General features: G+C 34.3%; 12 protein-coding genes. 11 read left to right on the forward strand and 1 reads right to left on the reverse strand.

Features of this window, described 5'->3' with window-relative positions:
- Positions 1 to 38: 38 nt before the first annotated feature.
- Positions 39 to 1,196 carry a FecR family protein gene (locus tag CJ739_RS05220; RefSeq protein WP_117173114.1) on the reverse strand — a complete coding sequence of 386 codons (1,158 nt, stop codon included), beginning with the start codon at positions 1,194 to 1,196 and terminating at the stop codon, positions 39 to 41.
- 109 nt (positions 1,197 to 1,305) lie between these two features.
- Between CJ739_RS05220 and CJ739_RS05225 the strand changes: the two genes are divergently transcribed.
- From CJ739_RS05225 to CJ739_RS05270, 11 genes are all read left to right on the forward strand, one after another.
- Positions 1,306 to 1,899 (forward strand): RNA polymerase sigma factor, encoded by a 594-nt coding sequence (locus tag CJ739_RS05225; protein WP_117178751.1) that lies wholly within the window; start codon positions 1,306 to 1,308, stop codon positions 1,897 to 1,899.
- Positions 1,900 to 2,167: 268 nt separating this feature from the next.
- On the forward strand, positions 2,168 to 3,544 hold the full coding sequence (locus CJ739_RS05230; RefSeq protein WP_117178753.1) for a glycoside hydrolase family 28 protein: 1,377 nt from the start codon (positions 2,168 to 2,170) through the stop codon (positions 3,542 to 3,544).
- Between the two features lie 233 nt (positions 3,545 to 3,777).
- Positions 3,778 to 5,046 (forward strand): oligogalacturonate lyase family protein, encoded by a 1,269-nt coding sequence (locus CJ739_RS05235; protein WP_117173117.1) that lies wholly within the window; start codon positions 3,778 to 3,780, stop codon positions 5,044 to 5,046.
- A 77-nt stretch (positions 5,047 to 5,123) separates the two neighbouring features.
- On the forward strand, positions 5,124 to 7,859 hold the full coding sequence (locus CJ739_RS05240; protein ID WP_117173119.1) for a glycosyl hydrolase: 2,736 nt from the start codon (positions 5,124 to 5,126) through the stop codon (positions 7,857 to 7,859).
- A gap of 130 nt (positions 7,860 to 7,989) precedes the next feature.
- A complete protein-coding gene (locus tag CJ739_RS05245; RefSeq protein ID WP_117173121.1) occupies positions 7,990 to 9,114 on the forward strand; it encodes a glycoside hydrolase family 88/105 protein in 1,125 nt (374 codons plus the stop codon).
- A 108-nt stretch (positions 9,115 to 9,222) separates the two neighbouring features.
- Positions 9,223 to 12,132 carry a glycosyl hydrolase 115 family protein gene (locus CJ739_RS05250; RefSeq protein ID WP_117173123.1) on the forward strand — a complete coding sequence of 970 codons (2,910 nt, stop codon included), beginning with the start codon at positions 9,223 to 9,225 and terminating at the stop codon, positions 12,130 to 12,132.
- A 7-nt stretch (positions 12,133 to 12,139) separates the two neighbouring features.
- The gene (locus CJ739_RS05255) at positions 12,140 to 15,139 is read left to right on the forward strand and encodes a glycoside hydrolase family 2 protein (protein ID WP_117173125.1); all 3,000 of its coding nucleotides are present in this window, start codon (positions 12,140 to 12,142) and stop codon (positions 15,137 to 15,139) included.
- Positions 15,140 to 15,227: 88 nt separating this feature from the next.
- Entirely contained in the window at positions 15,228 to 17,024 is a 1,797-nt protein-coding gene (locus tag CJ739_RS05260) for a prolyl oligopeptidase family serine peptidase (protein ID WP_236951610.1), read from the forward strand.
- A gap of 154 nt (positions 17,025 to 17,178) precedes the next feature.
- Positions 17,179 to 18,246 (forward strand): hypothetical protein, encoded by a 1,068-nt coding sequence (locus tag CJ739_RS05265; RefSeq protein ID WP_117173127.1) that lies wholly within the window; start codon positions 17,179 to 17,181, stop codon positions 18,244 to 18,246.
- 12 nt (positions 18,247 to 18,258) lie between these two features.
- Positions 18,259 to 18,414 (forward strand): hypothetical protein, encoded by a 156-nt coding sequence (locus CJ739_RS20275; RefSeq protein ID WP_162880135.1) that lies wholly within the window; start codon positions 18,259 to 18,261, stop codon positions 18,412 to 18,414.
- Positions 18,415 to 18,498: 84 nt separating this feature from the next.
- Positions 18,499 to 21,384 (forward strand): polysaccharide lyase family protein, encoded by a 2,886-nt coding sequence (locus CJ739_RS05270; RefSeq protein ID WP_117173129.1) that lies wholly within the window; start codon positions 18,499 to 18,501, stop codon positions 21,382 to 21,384.
- The last annotated feature ends 109 nt before the right edge of the window (positions 21,385 to 21,493 follow it).

Consider the following 21,493-nt stretch of genomic DNA (forward strand, 5'->3'; position numbering starts at 1 on the left):
TAAGGCTATTACCTTCGAACGTGTAGCCTTTTCCTTTTTTATTTTATTATAATTATTTTTTGGTTAATCTCAAATTCTATATCATCATCGCTTGTACCCTCAATAAGTTTTAAAACATCATTAATGGATTTGGTGCGTTCCAATACGCCTGTAAACACATAACTTTTTCGTTCTGCTGTTTCAAAAACAACATCAACATTGTACCAACGAGATAAAACCTGCATCATTTCTTCTAAGGTTTCTTCATTAAAAGAAAAAATCCCTTTTACCCATGAGGTTTCTTGTGCAGCGTCTATTTCTAATATTTTTATTAAATCAGGGTTTTTACTATTAATTACCGATTGTTGATTAGGTTTTATAGTCTTTTTTATCTTTCCATTATTAATTTCAACACTGCCATTTACTAATGTCGTGGCAATTTCATCTTCGTTATTGTAAGCCTTTATATTAAATTCCGTTCCTAATACATTAATTTCTTGAGTTTTAGTAATTACTTTAAAAGCATCACCATTATGTTTTGTACTTGGAGACACTTCAAAATATGCTTCACCATATAATAGTTCAACCATACGTGTTTCTCCTTTAATGAATCTTGTTGGATATTTTATTTTAGACTCAGAATTCAACCATACTTTTGTGCCATCAACAAGCCTAATAAAAAATTTCCCACCTCTTGGAATAGCTAAACAATTATATGAAGGCACATCCTGATTGTCTTTAGTTTGAGACGTTGCAACATACAAGAGTTCTTCCCCATTACTATTAACTTTTCCATTGGTATAGGATTTTCCTTTTTCAAGACTGACCTGATTGCCATTTTCCAAGGTAAGAATGGCTTTGCTGGAACCAATTTCTATGGTTTCAGTTTGTATAACACCTTTTTCCTTTTTATTAATTTCTATTAAACCCAATGTAAATAGTAGCACAAAAGAAGCTGCGACAGCAATTCTTTTGTAAATGGCTATTCTATGTGTTTTCTTAACTTTTTCAAGTTTTTTGTATATATTTTTTTTTGCTTCTTGCAAATCATAATCGCTCATACTTGCTATTGTTAAATATTCTGCCTTTACAAAACGATTAAAATCAGTTTGGTTTTTTTTATTTTTTAACCAATTATTTAATTTGTTTAATTCATGTGACGCTGCTTCCTTATCAAGGAATTTAACTATTATTTTATGCGCCTTAGACTTCTTCATTTTGCATGTTTCTATTATTAATTACGTGATAATTTTTCTTACCCCTCTATTTATATGATAATTTTTTTTAGATTTGTTTGCACATATAATAAAAATTTACAATAAAAAATTGGATTTTACTGAAAATATTACGTTAGCAAAACAATTAAATCTAGGCAATACAAAAGCTTACGATTTCTTAATGGATACCTATTATAAAAATTTATGTCGCTATGCTTTTACATTAACTCACGACAAAGGTAAAGCTGAAGATATTGTTCAAAATGTGTTTGTGAAAATTTGGGTAAATAGAAAAAACATTAATTCTCATTTTATTATTAAAAATTACGTTTACAAATCGGTTTACAATCAGTTTATAGATCAATTTAGAAAAAATAAACCCGTAATTTATTTAGAGAAAAAGTATTTAGAAGCTCTTGATTTGGTAGTTGAAAATGATTATGAAAATTTAGATGAATTAACTCAACTGGTAAATGAAGAAATCATGAACTTGCCTCCTAAATGTAGAGAGATTTTTATACTTAATAAAAAAGATGGTTTAACGCATATTGAAATATCTGAATATTTAAACATATCCATAAAAACTGTTGAAGGTCACATGACAAGGGCATTTAAAGTCCTTGCAGATAAATTAACCCCTAAGGTTGATGCTATTCTTTTTTTACTTTATGATTTTAAAAAAGAAATGAGTCAACTTAAATAAAAAGGTATTTTATTCTAAAATCTCCATCTTTAAAATAATATCTTTTCTTTAATGTTTTAGTTATTATATACGACATCGTTCCAATCTGAAGCATCATTCATAATTGCTTAAAAACTCACACCTTTTTTAAGTACAGCTTTTATTTCCCAAGTTCTACTCACACTAGAATTAAAATTGAACCATATGCCCAAACAGGATGCCACAGGATAGAATTAATTAATGCATGCTCTATTTTTACTAAATGCTAAAAGCATTAACTAAAGGATCTATGAAAATAACTAAAACACTGCTACTTATTTTAATCCCCATAATATTTTCATGTAAAAAAGAAGATACTCATATTAAAATAATAGAAATACAAGTTGAAGCACCTTTTGAAATGCCCACTATTAAGGTACCCGACTTTAGCAACTGTAAGCAATTTTTAATTACAGATTTTGGAGCGGTTCAAGGTGACAAAGAACTCACATCTAATGCCATTTCAAAAGCCATTGATGAAGCAAACAAAATTGGCGGTGGCATCGTTATAATTCCTAAGGGCGAATGGCTTACTAAAAAAATTCATTTGAAAAGCCATGTTAATCTACATGTAAACAAAGATGCCATATTGCTTTTTTCTGAAAATCCTAAGGACTATTTACCGGCAGTACACACCACTTGGGAAGGCATGGAATGTTACAACTATTCACCTCTAATATATGCCTATGAGTGTAAAAATATTGCTATTACAGGTGAAGGAAAGCTAAAAGCCAAAATGGCTATTTGGGAAACATGGTTTGCACGCCCAAAATCACATATGAACAGCTTAAAAAGGCTTTACTACTTAGCATCTTATAACAAACCCGTTGAAGAACGTCAAATGGTTAACGATTCTGCTAACTTCCGCCCACACTTTATTCAATTTAACCGCAGTGAAAATATTTTACTTGAAGGTGTTTCTATTGAAAACAGTCCGTTTTGGACCATTCACCCTTACCTTTCTAAAAACATGCTTATTAAAAATGTAAAAGTGAAAGCTCATGGACATAATAATGATGGTGTTGACCCAGAGATGAGTCAAAACATCCTAATTGAAGATTGTATTTTTGATCAAGGAGATGATGCCATTGCCGTAAAATCTGGAAGAAACCAAGATGCCTGGCGATTAAACACCCCTTCAAAAAACATCGTCATGAGAAATTGTACCATGAAAAACGGTCACCAATTATTGGCCATAGGCAGCGAATTATCTGGTGGTATAGAGAATGTGTTTGTTGAAAATTGTAATGTGGTTGATGGTGCTAAAATGTTTCACTTGGTATTTATAAAAACCAATGAGCGTCGTGGCGGCTATGTAAAAAATATATACGTAGAAAATATTAAGGCAGGCAGCATACAAAATGGTGTTCTAGGTATAGAAACCGATGTGCTATACCAATGGCGGGACTTAGTGCCTACTATAGAACGTAAGCTAACCCCCATAGAACATGTTTATTTAAAAAACATAAGGGCTACCAAAACCGAATACGTATCAAAAATCACAGGACAAGCTGAACTTCCTATAAAAAATATTTTTCTAAACTATGTCGTTGTAGATTCCATTACAAGCGAAAAACACATTCATGACCATGTTGTTAATTTTAGTGAGTTATCAAAAACAGAATAACAATTGTTAAACAGGTAACAGGATGCCACAGGATAGAGTTTATTGTGGCAAGTTATATTTTTACTAAAATATCCTGTTGGATGTAGTTGATTATATTAAAATTTAAAGTCAATTATAACACAACTACCAGTCTAAGCTTGTCGAAGACATTCAAAAGATGTATTTCGACAAGCTTAATGTGTCAATAGAAATAAAATTAAATAAGTATCTCTTTTGATACTAATATAAAAAAGATGAAACCTATTAAAACCCTCCTACTATTCTTAATTTTGATAAGCTTCTCTTGTAAAGGAAAACTAACCAAATCGGATGCAGCCAAAGACGCTAAAACAACTAGCATTCAAATTCCTATAATGCAAACAAGCAAAGCAAGTTCGTTAGCTAAAGTTTGGATAGATTCTACTACCGGACATAAAATAGAAAAATTGGTAAATAGAGCTGGCGATAACCGTAGTTTTTATTTCCATAACAATCCATTTTTAAAATCGGAAGACGGCAACAGCGATTTAATGATTTTCTCTGGAAGCACAGAAACGGGCAACCAGTTTTTTTCAGTCAATTTAAAAACAAAAAACATAGACCAAATTACCACAAGAAAAGGCCATAAAAGAGGTGAGATTCTTGGCAAAAAAACACGAAAAGTGTTTTATATGATACAAGACAGTGTTTTTGCAACCCATATTGATACCCATAAAACTGAATTCATTTACAAATTCAGTAACGATGTTATTGGTTCTGTCACCAGTTTAAACGCTGATGAAACTTTATTGGGTGGCGCTTTAATAACCAAGGAAGAAAACGATATTTTTAAAAAGAATCCTAAAAAATCGGATTATTTTGACAAAATTTATGAAGCAAAGCTTAAAAGAAGCCTTATCACCATCCATGTGAATACTAAGGAATTTAATAAAATTTATTCTGAAAACGCTTGGTTAAACCACATCCAATTTTCACCAACAGACCCCGATTTATTAATGTATTGCCATGAAGGACCTTGGCATAAAGTAGATCGTATTTGGAACATCCATATAAAAACAAAAAAGAATGAACTAATTCATAAAAGAACCGTTTACAGAGAAATTGCGGGTCATGAATTTTTTAGCCCTGACGGAAACACCATTTGGTTCGACCTTCAAATTCCCAGAGGTGAAACCTTTTATTTAGCAGGAAAACATTTAGATACGGGAGAAGAAACCAAATATGCCTTAAAACGGGACGAATGGTCTATACATTTCAATATATCACCAGATCAAAAAACCTTTGCTGGCGATGGTGGCGATGAAGGTCAGGTGGCCCATGCTAAAGATGGCATGTGGCTTTACCATTTTACACCGAAAGGAGACAGTTTGGTTTCAACTAAATTGGCAAACATGAAAAATCACGATTATGATCTAGAACCAAACGTTCACTTTTCTCCAGATGGAAAACAAATTATTTTTAGAGCCAATTTTGAAGGAAGCACACAAATTTATGCTGTAGACATTGAAAAACCTTCCTTATAAATTTCAAACCAACTCAAATTTATAATCATTTGAAAAGTTTATTTTTAAAAACCAATACATACTAAAGCATTAAATAAATGAAAATTAAGTTTAAACACGCACTCCTATTTTTAGCCTTTATATCTTTTTTTACCTGTAAAGTGAATGACCAAGACAAAGCATCGCCTTGGCCAGAACAAAGCAATGTAAACAAACCTTGGACACGTTGGTGGTGGATGGGTAGCGCCGTAGATAAACCCAACATTAAATCGAGTTTAATAGATTTTCATAAAGCCGGTATTGGTGGTGTAGAAATAACGCCCATTTATGGTGTAAAAGGACAAGAAGACAATTTTATTGATTACCTATCGCCAAAATGGGTAGATATGCTAAATTACACCATTACAGTGGCCGATAGTTTGGACATGCAAGTTGATATGGTTTTAGGTACAGGCTGGCCTTATGGTGGTCCACAAGTTACTGCTAATAATGCCGCAACAAAATTATTGGTTGAAACTTATGAAGTAAAAAAAGATGAAACTTTCAATAAAGAAATTATTGCACAAAACGATAAAAACAAAGATATCGCACAACTACTAAATGTTTTAGCCTATGGCAGCGACTCATCCTATGTAGATTTAACCTCAAATTTAAAAGGAAACCATTTAGAATGGAAAGCAACAAATACCAATTACACCATTTATGCCGTTTTTGCTGGTAAAACAGGGCAACAGGTTAAACGTGCTGCTCCCGGTGGAAGTGGATTTACCTTAGACCACTATTCATCTGAAGCATTATTCACGTACACCGAACCTTTTAACAAAGCACTTAAAGGTTTTGAAGGTAGATTACGCGCTATTTTTAACGACAGTTACGAAGTGTATGGCACCGATTTTACTCCGCTATTTTTTGGAGAATTTGAATCACGCCGTGGCTATGATTTAAGACCCTATTTACCACAATTATTAGATAATGAAGACACCGAAATTGGTAATAGAATAAAAAGCGATTATAGAGAAACCATATCAGATTTACTATTAAACAAATTTGATATTCCTTGGACAAATTGGGCACATTTTAAAAACTTTAAAACAAAGTTACAAGCACATGGGTCGCCCGGGAATTTAATAGATTTATATGCTTCTGCCGATATTCCAGAATGTGAAACTTTTGGCTCCATGCCTTATGATATCCCAGGGTTTAGACGGGAACAAGAAGATATTAGAGAAGGCGATGCCGATCCTGTTATGTTGAAGTTTTCATCATCGGCAGCACATATTTCGGGCAAACCTTTAACCTCATCAGAAACATTTACTTGGCTACGTGACCATTTTAAAACAGCATTGTCCCAATGCAAACCTGAAGTTGAAGATTTATTTTTAAACGGTATAAACCATGTGTTTTTACATGGCTCTACCTACTCGCCAAAACAAGCCGAATGGCCTGGATGGAAATTCTATGCATCGGTTAACTTTAACCCTACCAATACCATTTGGGAAGATGTGCCTTCACTGTTTTCTTATATAGCGAACTGCCAATCGATGCTTCAATCGGGAAAACCAGACAATGAAACCCTATTGTATTGGCCTATTTATGATACTTGGGGCAAAAACTTAGGAGGAAACTTATTTTTTCAATTTAAAATCCACTCTTTAGATGAATGGTTGCACGATACACCATTTTACAACACAACAAAAAAGTTAATGGACAACGGCTATGGCGTCGATTTTATTTCCGATAATTTTATTGCACAAGCAACTTTTAAAGACGGACTGATTATGCTTCCGGGAGGCAACTACAAATCGTTAGTCATTCCTAATTGCGAAAAAATGCCAATGGCGACTTTAGAAAAGTTAATAGCATTAAAAAAGTCGGGCGCACCTATTATTTTTGAAGGCTTACCAAATTCGGTTCCAGGATTTTATAATTACGAAGCGAAAAACTCAAAATTATCACAAGTAATTTCAGAAAACAGCGGTCTTTTAAGCCTAACTTCAAACGTGTTTAAAGATTTAGAAACGGCAAAGGTTTACCCAGAAACTTTAGTTAAAACAGGGTTGAAATTTATTAAAAGAGCTATTGATGGTGAAAAAATATACTATATAGTTAATCACACATCCCAAATTATAGATGATTATATTCCACTGGCCATAGAAAACAAAGAAGTCATCATTTTAGACCCTTTAACTAAAAAATATGGCAATGCCCTTGTAAAAAAAGAAACCAATGCTACCTTAGTAAAACTTCGTATAGAACCCGGGCAATCGTTTATTCTTAAAACAGAAAACACTAAATCTTATCAAAATTGGAATTATTTTAAAGCCAGCGAAAATCCCATAGAACTAAAAGGTGACTGGCAAATTAGTTTTGAAAAAGGAGGACCGGAATTGCCTCCATCGGCTAAAATAAACACGTTACAATCTTGGACTACTTTAAGCCCTGAGGCAGAAGCTTTCTCAGGCACTGCACTTTACACCTTGAAATTTAATGCGCCAAATGTTGAGGCAGACAATTGGAAATTAAATCTAGGTGATGTTAGGGAAAGTGCTAAAGTTTGGCTTAACGGGAATTATATTGGAAATCTTTGGTCTGTACCTTTCAGCATCAATTTAGGACAACTAAAAAAAGGGGAAAATGAATTAAAAGTACAGGTTACCAATCTTGCTGCCAATAGAATCCGTGCCAAAGAACTTAGAGGTGAAGAATGGAAAATTTTCTATGAAATCAATATGGTAGATAAAGACTATAATAAGTTTGACGCTACAAAATGGCAACCCATGCCTTCTGGTTTACTGGGCCCCATTTCAATAACGCCTTTAAAAGAAACTGAATAAAATTTAAACAATATAAAATAAAACATCCATATACGGTTTCACGATATATATGGGAATGATATATGGATGTTCCAAGCCTGTGCTGAGCGCAGTCGAAGCATGACCAAATTAAAATAATAAATATAAACAGATGAAAAGATCACTTTTATTTATAAGCCTGGGCTTCTTAATTGCTCAAATATCATTTGGCCAACAGCCTTTTAATAAAAAAGAGGTATTGGCACAAATGGAATTAGCCAACAAATACTTTATGGAAAAATGGCCAGATGTGGGCAAAACCATAGTAACCAATAGAGAACGTCCAAGCAATATATGGACGCGCGGGGTGTATTATGAAGGTTTAATGGCTTTATATGAAATTTACCCAAGAGAAGCCTATTATGATTATGCTTATGCGTGGTCTGAATTTCACAATTGGGGTTTTAGAAACGGTAACGCCAACCGCAATGCAGACGATTATTGTGCCGCTCAAACCTATATAGATTTATACAATTTAGAACCAGATCCTAAGAAACTTAAAAACACAAAGTCTTGCATAAACATGTTGCTTAATACCCCACAGTTAGACGATTGGTCATGGATTGATGCCATACAAATGGGCATGCCTGTGTTTGCGAAATTGGGTGTGTTAGAAAACGATAATCGCTATTATGAGAAAATGTACGACATGTACATGTACACAAGAAACAAGCATGGTGATAACGGACTTTTTAACCCAAAAGATGGGTTGTGGTGGCGCGATGCCGATTTCGACCCGCCTTACACAGAACCTAATGGCGAAGATTCCTATTGGAGCCGTGGTAATGGTTGGGTAATTGCGGCATTGGCAAAAGTATTGGCTATCATTCCTGAAGATGCTCCACACAGAAAACAATATATTGTCGATTTAAAATCGATGGCAGAAGCTTTAGTGCCAATACAAAGAAAAGATGGCTTTTGGAACGTAAGCTTGCACGACCCAAACCATTATGGTGGTAAAGAAACCTCGGGTACTGCCCTATTTGTTTATGGCATGGCTTATGGTGTAAACAACGGTATTTTAGATAAAAACAAATACTTGCCTGTAATAGAAAAAGCTTGGAATGCCATGATTAAGGAAGCCTTACACAAAAATGGCTTTTTAGGTTACTTGCAATCTACAGGAAAAGAACCTAAAGATGGACAACCATTGTCTTATGATAAAGTTCCTGATTTTGAAGATTATGGTTTAGGATGTTTTCTATTAGCTGGAGCTGAAATTTATAGAATGCAGTAAATTATAAAACACCCAGTAACAATCTGCCTTCCCCCAACGGGTAGATTTGTAAACCAAATGATAATTAAATATTATATTTAGCCTTTAAAAAACAATAAGCATTAATAGATGAAATATTTAATATTTGCCTGTACATTATTTTTTGGTTACAAATCAATGCCGAATAATACGTCTGTAGAAAAAACCAACACAATTAAAACGCTCGATTTCGAGATTTATTCACAAAACACTAAAGCCGTTATTTTATATGAAAAAAATGGAAACCCTTTAGATTCTATATCGGCTTATTTACTAGCAGATGATATTTTTAAAGTCACCAATTACAAACCCGAAGTTGTTACAAGCATAAAACAAGCAAAAGGTAACGTAATTGTTATTGGAACTATTAATTCCAAACTTATTGCTTCCTTTATAAATAAAAAAGAACTAAAGGCAGGATTTGAAAACCAATGGGAAAGCTATCTCTATAAAACCATTTCAAATCCAAACAGAAAAATAAAAAACGCCTTTATTATTGCAGGCACCAATCCACGTGGTACAGCCTATGGCGTTTTTAATATATCAAAAAAAATAGGCGTTTCACCATGGTATTGGTGGGCTGATGTGCCTGTCAAACAAAGTAACGAACTCATTTTAAACCAACCAGACTATTATAGCAATCCGCCTTCAGTCACTTATCGTGGCATTTTTTTAAATGACGAAGATTGGGGTTTGCAACCATGGGCAGCCAAAACTTTTGAACCCGAAACAGGCGATATTGGACCTAAAACATACTCCAAAATATTTGAACTTTTATTACGCCTAAATGCCAATACCATTTGGCCCGCTATGCATCCAAGTACCAAAGCATTTTTTTATTATCCAAACAATGCTAAAATGGCAAGCTTATATAACATAGTTATTGGCACCTCCCATGCAGAACCTATGCTACGTAACAATGTAGACGAATGGGATAAAAATAAATTTGGAAGTTTTAATTACAAAACCAACAAAGACCATGTGTACAAGTATTGGGAAACCCGAGTAAAGGAAGCAAAAAATATCGATGCTATTTACACCATGGGCATGCGCGGTGTTCATGATAGCGGTATGGAAGGTGTGAAAAGTAAAGATGAAGCTGTCTCGCTATTAGACGGAATTATTTCAGACCAACGAGGTTTGCTCAAAAAGCATATCAATCCAAACATTGAAAAAATACCACAAGCCTTCACCGTTTACAAAGAAGTGCTGGATTTATATAAAAATGGCCTTCAAGTTCCTGATGATATAACGCTCGTTTGGACGGACGATAACTACGGATACATTCGAGCTTTAAGTAATGCCGAAGAACAAAAACGTTCTGGCGGTGGCGGTGTTTATTACCATGCATCCTATTGGGGCAGACCACATGATTATTTGTGGTTAAGCACAACACACCCTGCTTTAATACGCGAGGAAATGATGAAAGCTTACAACTTAAACAACAATGAGATTTGGATTTTAAATGTAGGTGATATCAAACCTATAGAGTATAATACCCAACTGTTTTTAGATATGGCTTATGACGCAGAAAAGTTTCAGAATCCAGAATATATTATCGAGCATCAACAACAATTTTATGGTGATATTTTTGGCTTTAAATTTGCTGAAAATATTACCAAAATTAAAGAATCTTATTTCGATCTGGCCTTTGAACGTAAACCGGAATTTATGGGTTGGAGCCAAACCGAACCTACCACGCCAATTTCAACGACGGCTTATAATCCCTTTGCAAATGGTGATGAAATTCAAAAAAGAATGGATGCATACCAAACTATAGATAAGCACGTTGAAGCTATTGAAATGCAATTGCCAGAAAATTTAAAAAGTTCATTTACACAATTGATAAGCTATCCGGTAAAAGCATCGACTAGCATGAACAAAAAGTTTTTATACCGCGATAAGGCTTTAAGCTATGCTAAACAAGGGCGTTTGAGTGCTTCGAAATATAAAACATTATCGAATGACGCATTTGAATATATTGAAGCCTTAACTAAAAACTATAATGGGCTATCTAACGGAAAATGGCAAGGCTTTATGGATATGAAACCGCGAAATCTTCCTGTTTTCGATAATCCTTCAATAGAATTAGAATTTGCAGAAGCTAACGACGCTTTTGGATTCGCCTTAGAAGACACGCTATCAACAATAGAAGGGATAAAACGTTTACCAACATTTTATGTAGGAGATTCATCATCATATTTCATAGATATTTTTCTAAAAAAAGCGACTCGGGTTGCTTGGCAAATTAAAGAGCTGCCTAATTGGATACATATTACCAAATTATCTGGAATTTTAAATAATACAGACATGTTGGAAGACAGAATTTTTGTTTCAATAGATTGGGATGCATGGAAACAAGCCGGTGAACCAATCTCTGAAATCATCAAAATCCAATTAAATTCCGAAGAAAAACATATTCAAATTAATATCTCAAATAGCTATAGAAACATTTCTAAAAACAATGTTGTTGAAAAAAACGGAAAGGTTGTTCTATACGCAAACCATTATTCAAACAATGAAGCGAAAAACAATTTTCTTTGGAAAGAAATTATAGGGCTTGGACATTCTAAATCAGTCATGGAATCGCTTCCTTTAAATAGTTCTCCCTTATTAAATCATGAAAACGCTCCGGTTTTAAGCTATGAGCTATTTACCGAAACAGTAACCCAAGATGCGACACTTCATTTAAGTGCCATCCCAACGCATCCCATAACCACAGATAGCGAACTTAGGATTGCGGTACAATGGAACAACGAACCAATCCAAATGGTGAATTTTAAAACTGAAGGCAGAAGCAGTACTTGGAAAGATAATGTATTAAGTAATAAAACTGTTGGCAAAATACAAGTTCCTATCACTGAAAAAGGAAAACAGACGCTTAAAATTTACATGATGGATCCTGGCGTGTTATTAGATTATATTATTTTAAACACAAAAGACAAAAACATATTACCATATCAACTCATACCAGAAACTAAAATTAATTCTTTTAAATAATTATTACATGAAAAAGGCCGTACTGGTAACAACAATAATATTATTATCGTTTTTTCTAAACATAAACCTATCACATTCCCAAGATTTTGAAAGAATTAAATATAATTTCAATTCTGATTGGAAATTAAAAACAGGTGAACACCCACAAGCTATCGACAGTAATTTTAATGATAGCAATTGGAAACAAGTTACACTACCTTATGCATACAATCAACAAGAAACCTTTAAAGAAGAGATAACCAATTTTACCACAGGTATTGTATGGTATAGAAAAACATTTAAACTTCCTGAAAATACCATTGATAAAAAAGTATTTATTGAGTTTGAAGGTGTTCGGCAAGGAGGCACCATTTATGTTAATGGCAAAAAGGTAGGCTTGCATGAAAATGGTGTTATGGCATTTGGTTTCGATATTTCAAAATTTGTAAAACCTTTTCCTTTTGAAAATATTATAGCGCTTCGCATCGATAACGACTGGAAATACAAAGAGACTGCAACAGGGGCTACATACCGTTGGAATAATACCAATTTTAATGTTAATTTAGGTGGTATTCCTAAAAATGTATATTTACATGTTACCAATAAATTATATCAAACCCTTCCTCTCTACTCAAATTTAAAAACGACAGGCGTTTATGTGTACGCAAAGGATATTGATATAAAAAGCGCAAGTGCCTCAATACATGTGGAATCTGAAATTAAAAACGAATTCAATACACCTAAAATTGTTGAGTTGTATGTTGAAGTCCATGATCTAAATGGCCATAAAATAGCCGAATTCAATGGCGGTAAAAATTCAATACAACCTCAAGAAACTTTAGTTTTAAAAGCTGATAAATATATTGAAAACCTAAATTTCTGGAGTTGGGGGTATGGTTATTTGTATACAGTAAAAAGCATCTTGAAAGTTGATGGAAATAGTATTGATGAAGTGAGTACAAAAACTGGCTTTCGTAAAACAGCCTTTAGACATGGTGAAGTTGTTTTAAACGACCGCGTTATTCAAATCAAAGGTTATGCACAACGCACCAGTAACGAATGGCCTGCCATTGGCATGTCGGTTCCTGCATGGTTAAGCGATTTTAGCAATAGAATGATTGTTGAAGGCAATGGAAATTTGGTACGATGGATGCATGTAACACCCTGGAAACAGGACATAGAATCTTGCGACCGTGTTGGACTCATGCAAGCCATGCCTGCAGGTGATGCCGAAAAAGATTCACAAGGTGATCAATGGAAACAAAGGGTTGCACTAATGCGTGATGCCATTATTTACAACCGAAACAATCCCAGTATTATTTTTTATGAATGTGGTAACGAAGTTATAAGTGAAGCGCACATGCATGAAATGAAAAGCCTTAGGAACACTTACGATCCCCATGGTGGTCGCGCCATTGGTTCACGCGAAATGCTAGATAGCCAAGAAGCAGAATATGGTGGCGAAATGTTATACATAAACAAAAGTGCCAGAAAACCCCTTTGGGCAACCGAGTATTCCAGAGATGAAGGCTTGAGAAAGTATTGGGACGAATTTAGTCCACCATACCATAAAGATGGAGAAGGTGGTACAACGCATACCAATGTTAACGGAAGTAAAGTTGTAGATGCAAGCCCCTACAACCGTAACCAAGATTCGCATGCCATTGAGAATGTTACCCGCTGGTATGATTATTATATAGAAAGACCTGGTACAGGGCACAGAGTGAGCTCTGGCGGCGTAAATATTGTGTTTTCTGACACGAATACCCATTTTAGAGGTGCCGAAAATTACAGGAGAAGTGGTGAAGTAGATCCCATGCGTATTCCTAAAGATGGCTTTTTTGCACATCAAGTCATGTGGGATGGCTGGGTTGATATTGAAAATTACAACAGCCATATTTTAGGCCATTGGAATTATAAAGAAAATGTTATAAAAAATATCTATGTTGTATCTTCTGGTGATAAAGTGGAACTTTTTATAAACGGCACATCTAAAGGTTTTGGAAAACAAAGCAAACAGTTTTTATTCACTTTTGAAAACATAAAATGGGAAGCTGGAACGATTAAAGCTGTTAGTTATAACACACATGGAAAAATAATTAGTGAAGCCAGTAAAACAACCGCTGGAGAGCCTTTTGAAATTAAATTGACACCGCATACAAATCCTACGGGGTTTCTGGCAAACAATGCTGATGTTGCTTTAGTTGATGTTGAAGTGGTAGACAAAAATGGCCATAGATGCCCTATTGATAATAGCCTAATTGAATTTTCTTTAAAAGGCGATGCAACATGGTTAGGAGGTATTGCTCAAGGTCCAGGTAATTACGTCCTTTCTAAAAAGCTTCCTGTTGAAAATGGTGTTAACAGAATTATGATCAAGTCAGGTTTGAAAGCAGATAAAATTAGTGTTATAGCTAAATCGAATCATTTAAAATCTGCAAAAATCGTCTTAGAAACACGTCCTTTTATTACCAATAATGGTCTTTCAACAGAATTACCAAACCACAATTTACCTTCAAATCTAGAAAGAGGTCCTACTCCAAAGACACTTTCTTATACCATAAAAAGACACCCTGTTTTTATAAGTCATGCTTCGGCACAATCCAATAACGATACTGCTTATAATAGTCATGATGATAACGAACTCACCGAATGGACCAATGATGGCCGAATAAGTACAGGACAAATAACCTATACCCTAGCGAAACCATCGGTAGTAACCACATGTGTTGTTAAGCTTACAGGGTGGCGCACTAAAAGCTACCCGATTCGAATACTAGCCGATGACGAAGAAGTATATCAGGGAAAGACTTGGCAAAGTTTAGGATATATTACCATCCCTTTAAAACCAGTTTTGGCAAAAAAAATAACCATTGAGTTGGTTGGTGACAATACCGATAAAGACGCCTTCGATAAAATTGTAGAAGTAGATCCTACAAAAGAATTAGACTTATATAAAGACAAAAATGCTACCAATGCCAAAGGGCAATTGCGTATTGTAGAAATTGAATTTTATGAAAGCCCATAATGGGCATTTAACAAGACTTACTTAATGTAAATCCATTTGATTGTATTTAAGACAACCCACCAAAAAAATTAAAGAAATAAAAAGCAAGATGAGTAAACTAAGTAAAGCATTAATTTTCGGATTCGTATTTTTTGGACTAACAAATATGGGCATGTCCCAAAACGAAGAAATTAAACTTTGGAAAAAAGTTCCGGGAGCTATCGAAAATAAAACTTACAAAGAAGAATTCCGATTAAATTCTGAAGGTGAAGCTACCGGTATTCGAAAAGTTACAGAGCCTACACTTAAGGTTTTTTTAGCAGATAACAACCATTCAAAAACCACCGCAGTTGTTATTTGTCCCGGTGGTGGTTATGCGCTTTTATCACATGACAAAGAAGGTGATAAAATTGCGGAATGGCTAAATTCCATAGGTATTTCTGCTTTTGTGCTTAAATATAGGCTGCCAAGTAATATTATTATGGAAGACAAAACCATAGGTCCTTTACAAGATGCGCAAGAAGCCATTAGAACGTTAAGACGAAATGCCAAAAATTGGAACTTAGACCCCAATAAAATTGGCGTCATAGGGTTTTCAGCAGGTGGGCATTTAGCTTCAACAATAGCTACCCATTATAATGATAAGGTATATGCTTCAGATGAAACAAGTGCGCGCCCCGATTTCTCAATGCTAATCTATCCCGTTATTTCTATGGAAGATGGCATTACCCATAATGGTTCAAAAGAAAATTTATTAGGGAAAGACCCTTCGGAAGCATTAATTGAAAAATATTCAAACGAAAAACAAGTAAATGAGCAAACACCACCAACCATTCTAATTCATGCTACCGATGATGGTGCTGTACCGGTTGAAAACAGCATCAACTATTACTTAGCTTTAAAAGAAAACAACGTACCTACCGAAATGCACATTTACGAAAATGGTGGTCACGGTTTTGGTTTGGGTAGGTTTGGAACACATCTTAATTGGCCAAAAGCTTGTGAAAACTGGCTGACAGCAAATAAATTTATTCCTGAAAAAGATATTTATATGTTTTCTTATTTTAAAGGAAACGGCGAAGATGGTTTGCATTTAGCCTTTAGTGAAGATGGTTACAAATGGGAAGCTCTTAAAAACGATACCTCTTTTTTAACACCCGAAGTTGGCAAGGATAAATTAATGCGCGACCCATGTATTATTAAAGGCGGCGATGGCTTATACCATATGGTATGGACAGTGAGCTGGACAGATAAAGGTATTGGTTACGCTTCTTCAAAAGACCTAATAAATTGGTCTAAGCAAGAATTCATCCCTGTTATGGAACATGAAAAAGGCACACGAAACACCTGGGCTCCAGAAATAACTTATGATGAGACTTCAAAAGAATATATCATCTATTGGGCTTCTACTATTGTAGGAGCATTTCCAGAAACACAATCTACCGAAGACGACGGCTATAACCACAGAATGTACTATACAACCACCAAAGATTTTAAGTCTTTTAGTAAAACCAAACTTTTATACGAACCCGGATTCAATGTGATTGATGGAACCATTCAGAAGTTAGATAACAAATTTGTGATGTTTCTAAAAGACGAAACCAAAAAACCTGCACAAAAAAACCTTAAGGTAGCTTTTAGCGACCATTTGACAGGCCCTTACACGAATGCCAGTGAACCCATTACAGGCAATTATTGGGCAGAAGGACCAACAGCCATTCAAATTGATGGCAATTGGATTGTCTATTTTGATAAATATAGAGATCATAAATATGGTGCCATACAATCTAAAGATCTAAAAACATGGGAAGACATTTCAGATAACGTACAATTTCCAAAAGGTGCCAGACATGGTAGTATTTTTAAAACATCAGCTTCAACTTTTTCAAAATTAAAACTTCACTAAACCATTTGCCCTGTAAAAATGTATTTCATCTATATTCTGATGAATAACAGGTAGGTACAGGATGCTAAGACAATTGTATCATAATATTTTTAAGAAGTGTAATGCATTACATTAATAACTATTTATTAACTAATTAATACAACTTAACTAAATTATGAAAACAACTTTACTAAAAAACATTTTAACCATGTGTGTTTTGGTCTTCTCTGTGGGGGCAATAAATGCGCAAGTAATTACATGGACAGGAGTATCTGATTCCAATTTTCTAAACACAGCCAATTGGGATTTGGGCACAATACCAAATTCTACCAGCGATGTTACTATTGCCGCCTCTACTAATAGCTCCATATACAATATGGCTTTAAGCACCGTTGATTCTGGAAATTCTACTAATTATATCAGCCATTTAATAATTCAATCTGGTGGACAATTAACAGTATCTGCACCTATAAACATTACCAGTAGTGGAAATAATTATACAGGAGGCAACCTAAAGCTTGAAGATGGAGGTAGTATGAATTTTAGAAATGCACTTTATTTAGGGATTACAAGCAATCCTGCAACAGTAAATATCGATGGTGGGACTCTTAATTCAAAGTCATTTCTAATTATTAGTGAAAGAAGTGACTGTACAATGAATATAAATGGAGGTACAGTATCTGTAGATCAAAATAGTAATGGAAGGGCTATTATAATAGGTAATTATTATGCTGTTGGAATAGTAAATCTTAACGAAGGCACTCTTAAAACTAACCCATTATTGAATGGTACTGCTGCGCTTACTATTGCAGAAAATGGTAAAGGCGATCCAAATGCTTCTGGTTATTTGATGATTGATAATGGAACACTACAGATGGGAGGCGACCAACAAACATTCGTTCAAGGTTATGTTACAGCTGGCAAAATAAAACCTGCAGCAGGCAAACAAATTGTTGTTACTTACGATTCAACTGCTGCTGTTACTTATGTAACCGCTACAACACCTTTAAGTATTAATGATGAAACATCAATTGTTTCTACAAATGTTAATGCTATTGGAAATAAAATTTATGTATCTAATGTTAAATCAACTTCAGAAATTAACATTTACAGTATTACAGGTGCTTTAGTAAAATCATTTAAAACAAATGAAGATACTAACTTTAGTTTTAAATCTGGTTTATGGATCGCTACTGTTAGAACTCTTGAAGGTCAAAAATCCATTAAATTATTAATGAAATAATATTTTGTTTTAATGAACTCATTTAAAGTTTTTGAAATTAAGCGAAAATTAGGGGGTTTTAGTTCTGTTGAAGGCTTTTTGAGTTGCATAGCAGCGCTACGGAAGGAAGAAAAGGCAAAAACAGAGCTGAAATCAGCAATTTTTCAGCAAATTGAAAAACTTAAATGAGTTCAATATACCAATAAATTAAAAATAAGGATGTGTATTATTATAATATACATCCTCATTTGTATAAAAAACTAACGTGTAATCATGACAAAACAATTAAAATCCCCAAAATTACTATCGTACATTACTGTATTTATATTTTTCAGCTTCACACATTCCCTATTTGCCCAAACAAATTGGATAGGTGCAGTTGATACCGATTTTTATAACGCAAACAATTGGAGCAACACCGCTATTGACTTTACCAACATACAAAGTGAAACCCTTGTTATTGGTGTAGGTTCACCAAATAACCCTATACAAACAGGAGGCAATGCTGGTAATATTAATTATCGTCCAGGAAGATTAAATATTTCTCAGGGTGCTAACGCAATATTTAATGGTATATTACTTCCTTGGAATAATGACTATCTTAATGGCACCATAACGCTAAACGCTCCTGCAGACCTTAATTTTAGAAGTGCTGTTTACCTTGGTAAAGCAACAGATGGAATTATAAATTTAAATGGAGGCAACCTGCATAGTAGATTTCAATTTTACATAGGCTACGATACTGGCGGAAATGGAACTGTAAACGTATTAGGAGGCACTTTATATGTTGGAACCTATTTAGAAGTTGGAACTAGCCCCAACGGCACAAATCCTACTGGCGTTTTAACCATAGATGGAGGCACTGTAGAAGTACCATCGGGTGTTAATATTGGAACCAATGGAAGTATCCATATTGCTAATTTAGGTGCCTTAATAATTACAGGCGATCACACGACCACTATAAATAACTACATTTCAAACGGAAAGATTACCTCACCAGTAAGTACAACTTTAGCCGTTACGTTTGATGGTTCTAAAACAACGGTGGCTATATCCCAAAACCCAAATAGCTTAATAACAGAATATGCAAGTTATATAATTCTTGACAGTGGTCCGTTACAAGCAAAAATAGACAAAGCAACAAGTAATATTCAGTCGTTAATAGTAAATGGCAAGGAAACAGTTGCTACTTCAAATCCAGCAAATAGTGGTAGGGTTGGCACTTATTACGATTTTACAGGTTCTTATGGCTTTGATAAAATTTCAGGAACTGTATTTTCTATTAAAGAAGAAACCGAAGATTATATTGATGTTTCATTCAAAAGAACGTATTCTGATGGCACTTTTCTAGCACCTTGTGATGCCGATATACATTATGTGCTTAAAAAAAATGATACAGGTATATATACCTATTCTATTTTAACACATAAAGCCGAATATCCAGACTTTGATTTGGGCTCTTGGAGACAAGTACTTTGGCTTGGAAATGATGGCACTAATTACTTAACTGAAAAAATTTACGTTACTGAACAAAAAAGTTGGCAAATGCCCTCTGTTTTTGATTTTCAAAATGCATCTTCAACACCTATTCAAGAAATTGTAAAACTGAATACAGGTGTTAGAGCAGGAAAGTATGATGGAAAATATGAATACTGTGAAAATCTATACGATCTCCCTGTTTGGGGCCATGCCAGTGATGTAAATTCTATTGGAACTTGGGCCGTATTTGGAAGTCACGAATTTTTTCCAGCAGGACCAACCAGTCATGATTTAAATGCAGCTGCAGGCATCATTCATATAGATATGACCAATGTTCATTACAATTCTCGAGGCTTTAATATCCCACAGGGAGAAGAATGGTCCAAAATTTATGGTCCCTATTTATGGTACACTTCTGAAAAACCTACGGGCGACGAAAATTGGGCAGATGCAAAAGCAAGAGCAGCACAAGAACGTGCAGAATGGCCTTATGCATGGTTAACCAATACACCAGAATATCCACTTGCCGATGGTAGAGGTAATATAGTTGGTAATTTTTCAATAACAGATTCTGAAAAACCAGAAATAGATGGCGGAAACGCTTGGATTGGTGTTACCCAATTACTTCCTGAATCTGATGGTGATTGGCAGTTTGAAGACAGAAGCTATCAATATTGGGTTAAAACAGATGCCTCTGGCAATTTTGATATTAAACATATACGTCCAGGAACCTATACGCTGTTTGCTTTTAAAACGGGTGAAATTGATGAATACAGGATAGAAAATGTTACAGTGACCGCTGGAGGAACAACAAATTTAGGTAATATTAACTGGACAATACCCCGTAACAATGGAAACCTTGTATGGGATATAGGTATTCCTGATAGAACAGCTGGTGAATATAAATTTGGTGATTTCGATTACTGTGAAGGCTATGTAGAAGATAAGTTCGAAAGTACCTTTCCAAATCCAATAGAATATAATGTAGCCGATAAAAACTGGTCTACGGCGCTTCCTTATGTGCATTCAAGATATTACAAATCTGATGGAAATGAAGATATATGGGATTGGAATATTAATTTTAATCTAGAAGGGAACATACCCACTACTGGTAATGCAAAATTAACTATAGCCTTTGCAAGTGTGGATAGGTCACGATTTGATTTATATGTAAATGGAACACGCATTACGCCTTCAACATACTATCCAAATGTACCAGATCGTGGAAATGCTTTTATAAGACAATCAAATCATGCCAAATACGGAATAGACTCGTTTAATATTCCTTATAGTAATTTAAATTTAGGAGCAAACACATTTACTTTTGTTATGCCATCAAGTTCATTTTCAAGTCATATGATGTATGACTATATAAGTTTAGAAGGAAATTTGACAGCGACATTAGACACTCATGATTTTGACAAAAATGATCTTGGAATTAAAATATTCCCTAATCCTGCATCTGAATCTATTCATGTGAAAATTGAAAATGAAAATTTTGATAGTTTAACTTTATCTGTCTATGATTTATTAGGGAAACAACTAATTAAAACAACTCCCATAAAGTCTATTTCCAACACATATTCCATTGATATAAAAAACAAATTAGTTTCTGGGATATATATTGTAAAAATAGATACTGAAAAAGGAAATTATACCTCAAAAATAGTGATCAAATAGATTTTTATAAAAAAAAGATTCACAAACAAGAAAAGCCGTCTTAAAATTTATATTGAGACGGCTTTTTACTATAAATAATTCTAATCATTTTCTAAATTACCATTAACCA

The sequence above is a fragment of the Mariniflexile sp. TRM1-10 genome, from assembly GCF_003425985.1.
In the GTDB taxonomy this organism is placed as follows: domain Bacteria; phylum Bacteroidota; class Bacteroidia; order Flavobacteriales; family Flavobacteriaceae; genus Mariniflexile.

Coding starts and splice junctions, on each gene's coding strand:
- CJ739_RS05220 (WP_117173114.1), bottom strand. CDS start 1,196: ATGAAGAAGTCTAAGGCGCATAAAATAATAGTTAAATTCCTTGATAAG.
- CJ739_RS05230 (WP_117178753.1), top strand. CDS start 2,168: ATGAAAATAACTAAAACACTGCTACTTATTTTAATCCCCATAATATTT.
- CJ739_RS05235 (WP_117173117.1), top strand. CDS start 3,778: ATGAAACCTATTAAAACCCTCCTACTATTCTTAATTTTGATAAGCTTC.
- CJ739_RS05240 (WP_117173119.1), top strand. CDS start 5,124: ATGAAAATTAAGTTTAAACACGCACTCCTATTTTTAGCCTTTATATCT.
- CJ739_RS05245 (WP_117173121.1), top strand. CDS start 7,990: ATGAAAAGATCACTTTTATTTATAAGCCTGGGCTTCTTAATTGCTCAA.
- CJ739_RS05250 (WP_117173123.1), top strand. CDS start 9,223: ATGAAATATTTAATATTTGCCTGTACATTATTTTTTGGTTACAAATCA.
- CJ739_RS05255 (WP_117173125.1), top strand. CDS start 12,140: ATGAAAAAGGCCGTACTGGTAACAACAATAATATTATTATCGTTTTTT.
- CJ739_RS05260 (WP_236951610.1), top strand. CDS start 15,228: ATGAGTAAACTAAGTAAAGCATTAATTTTCGGATTCGTATTTTTTGGA.
- CJ739_RS05265 (WP_117173127.1), top strand. CDS start 17,179: ATGAAAACAACTTTACTAAAAAACATTTTAACCATGTGTGTTTTGGTC.
- CJ739_RS20275 (WP_162880135.1), top strand. CDS start 18,259: ATGAACTCATTTAAAGTTTTTGAAATTAAGCGAAAATTAGGGGGTTTT.
- CJ739_RS05270 (WP_117173129.1), top strand. CDS start 18,499: ATGACAAAACAATTAAAATCCCCAAAATTACTATCGTACATTACTGTA.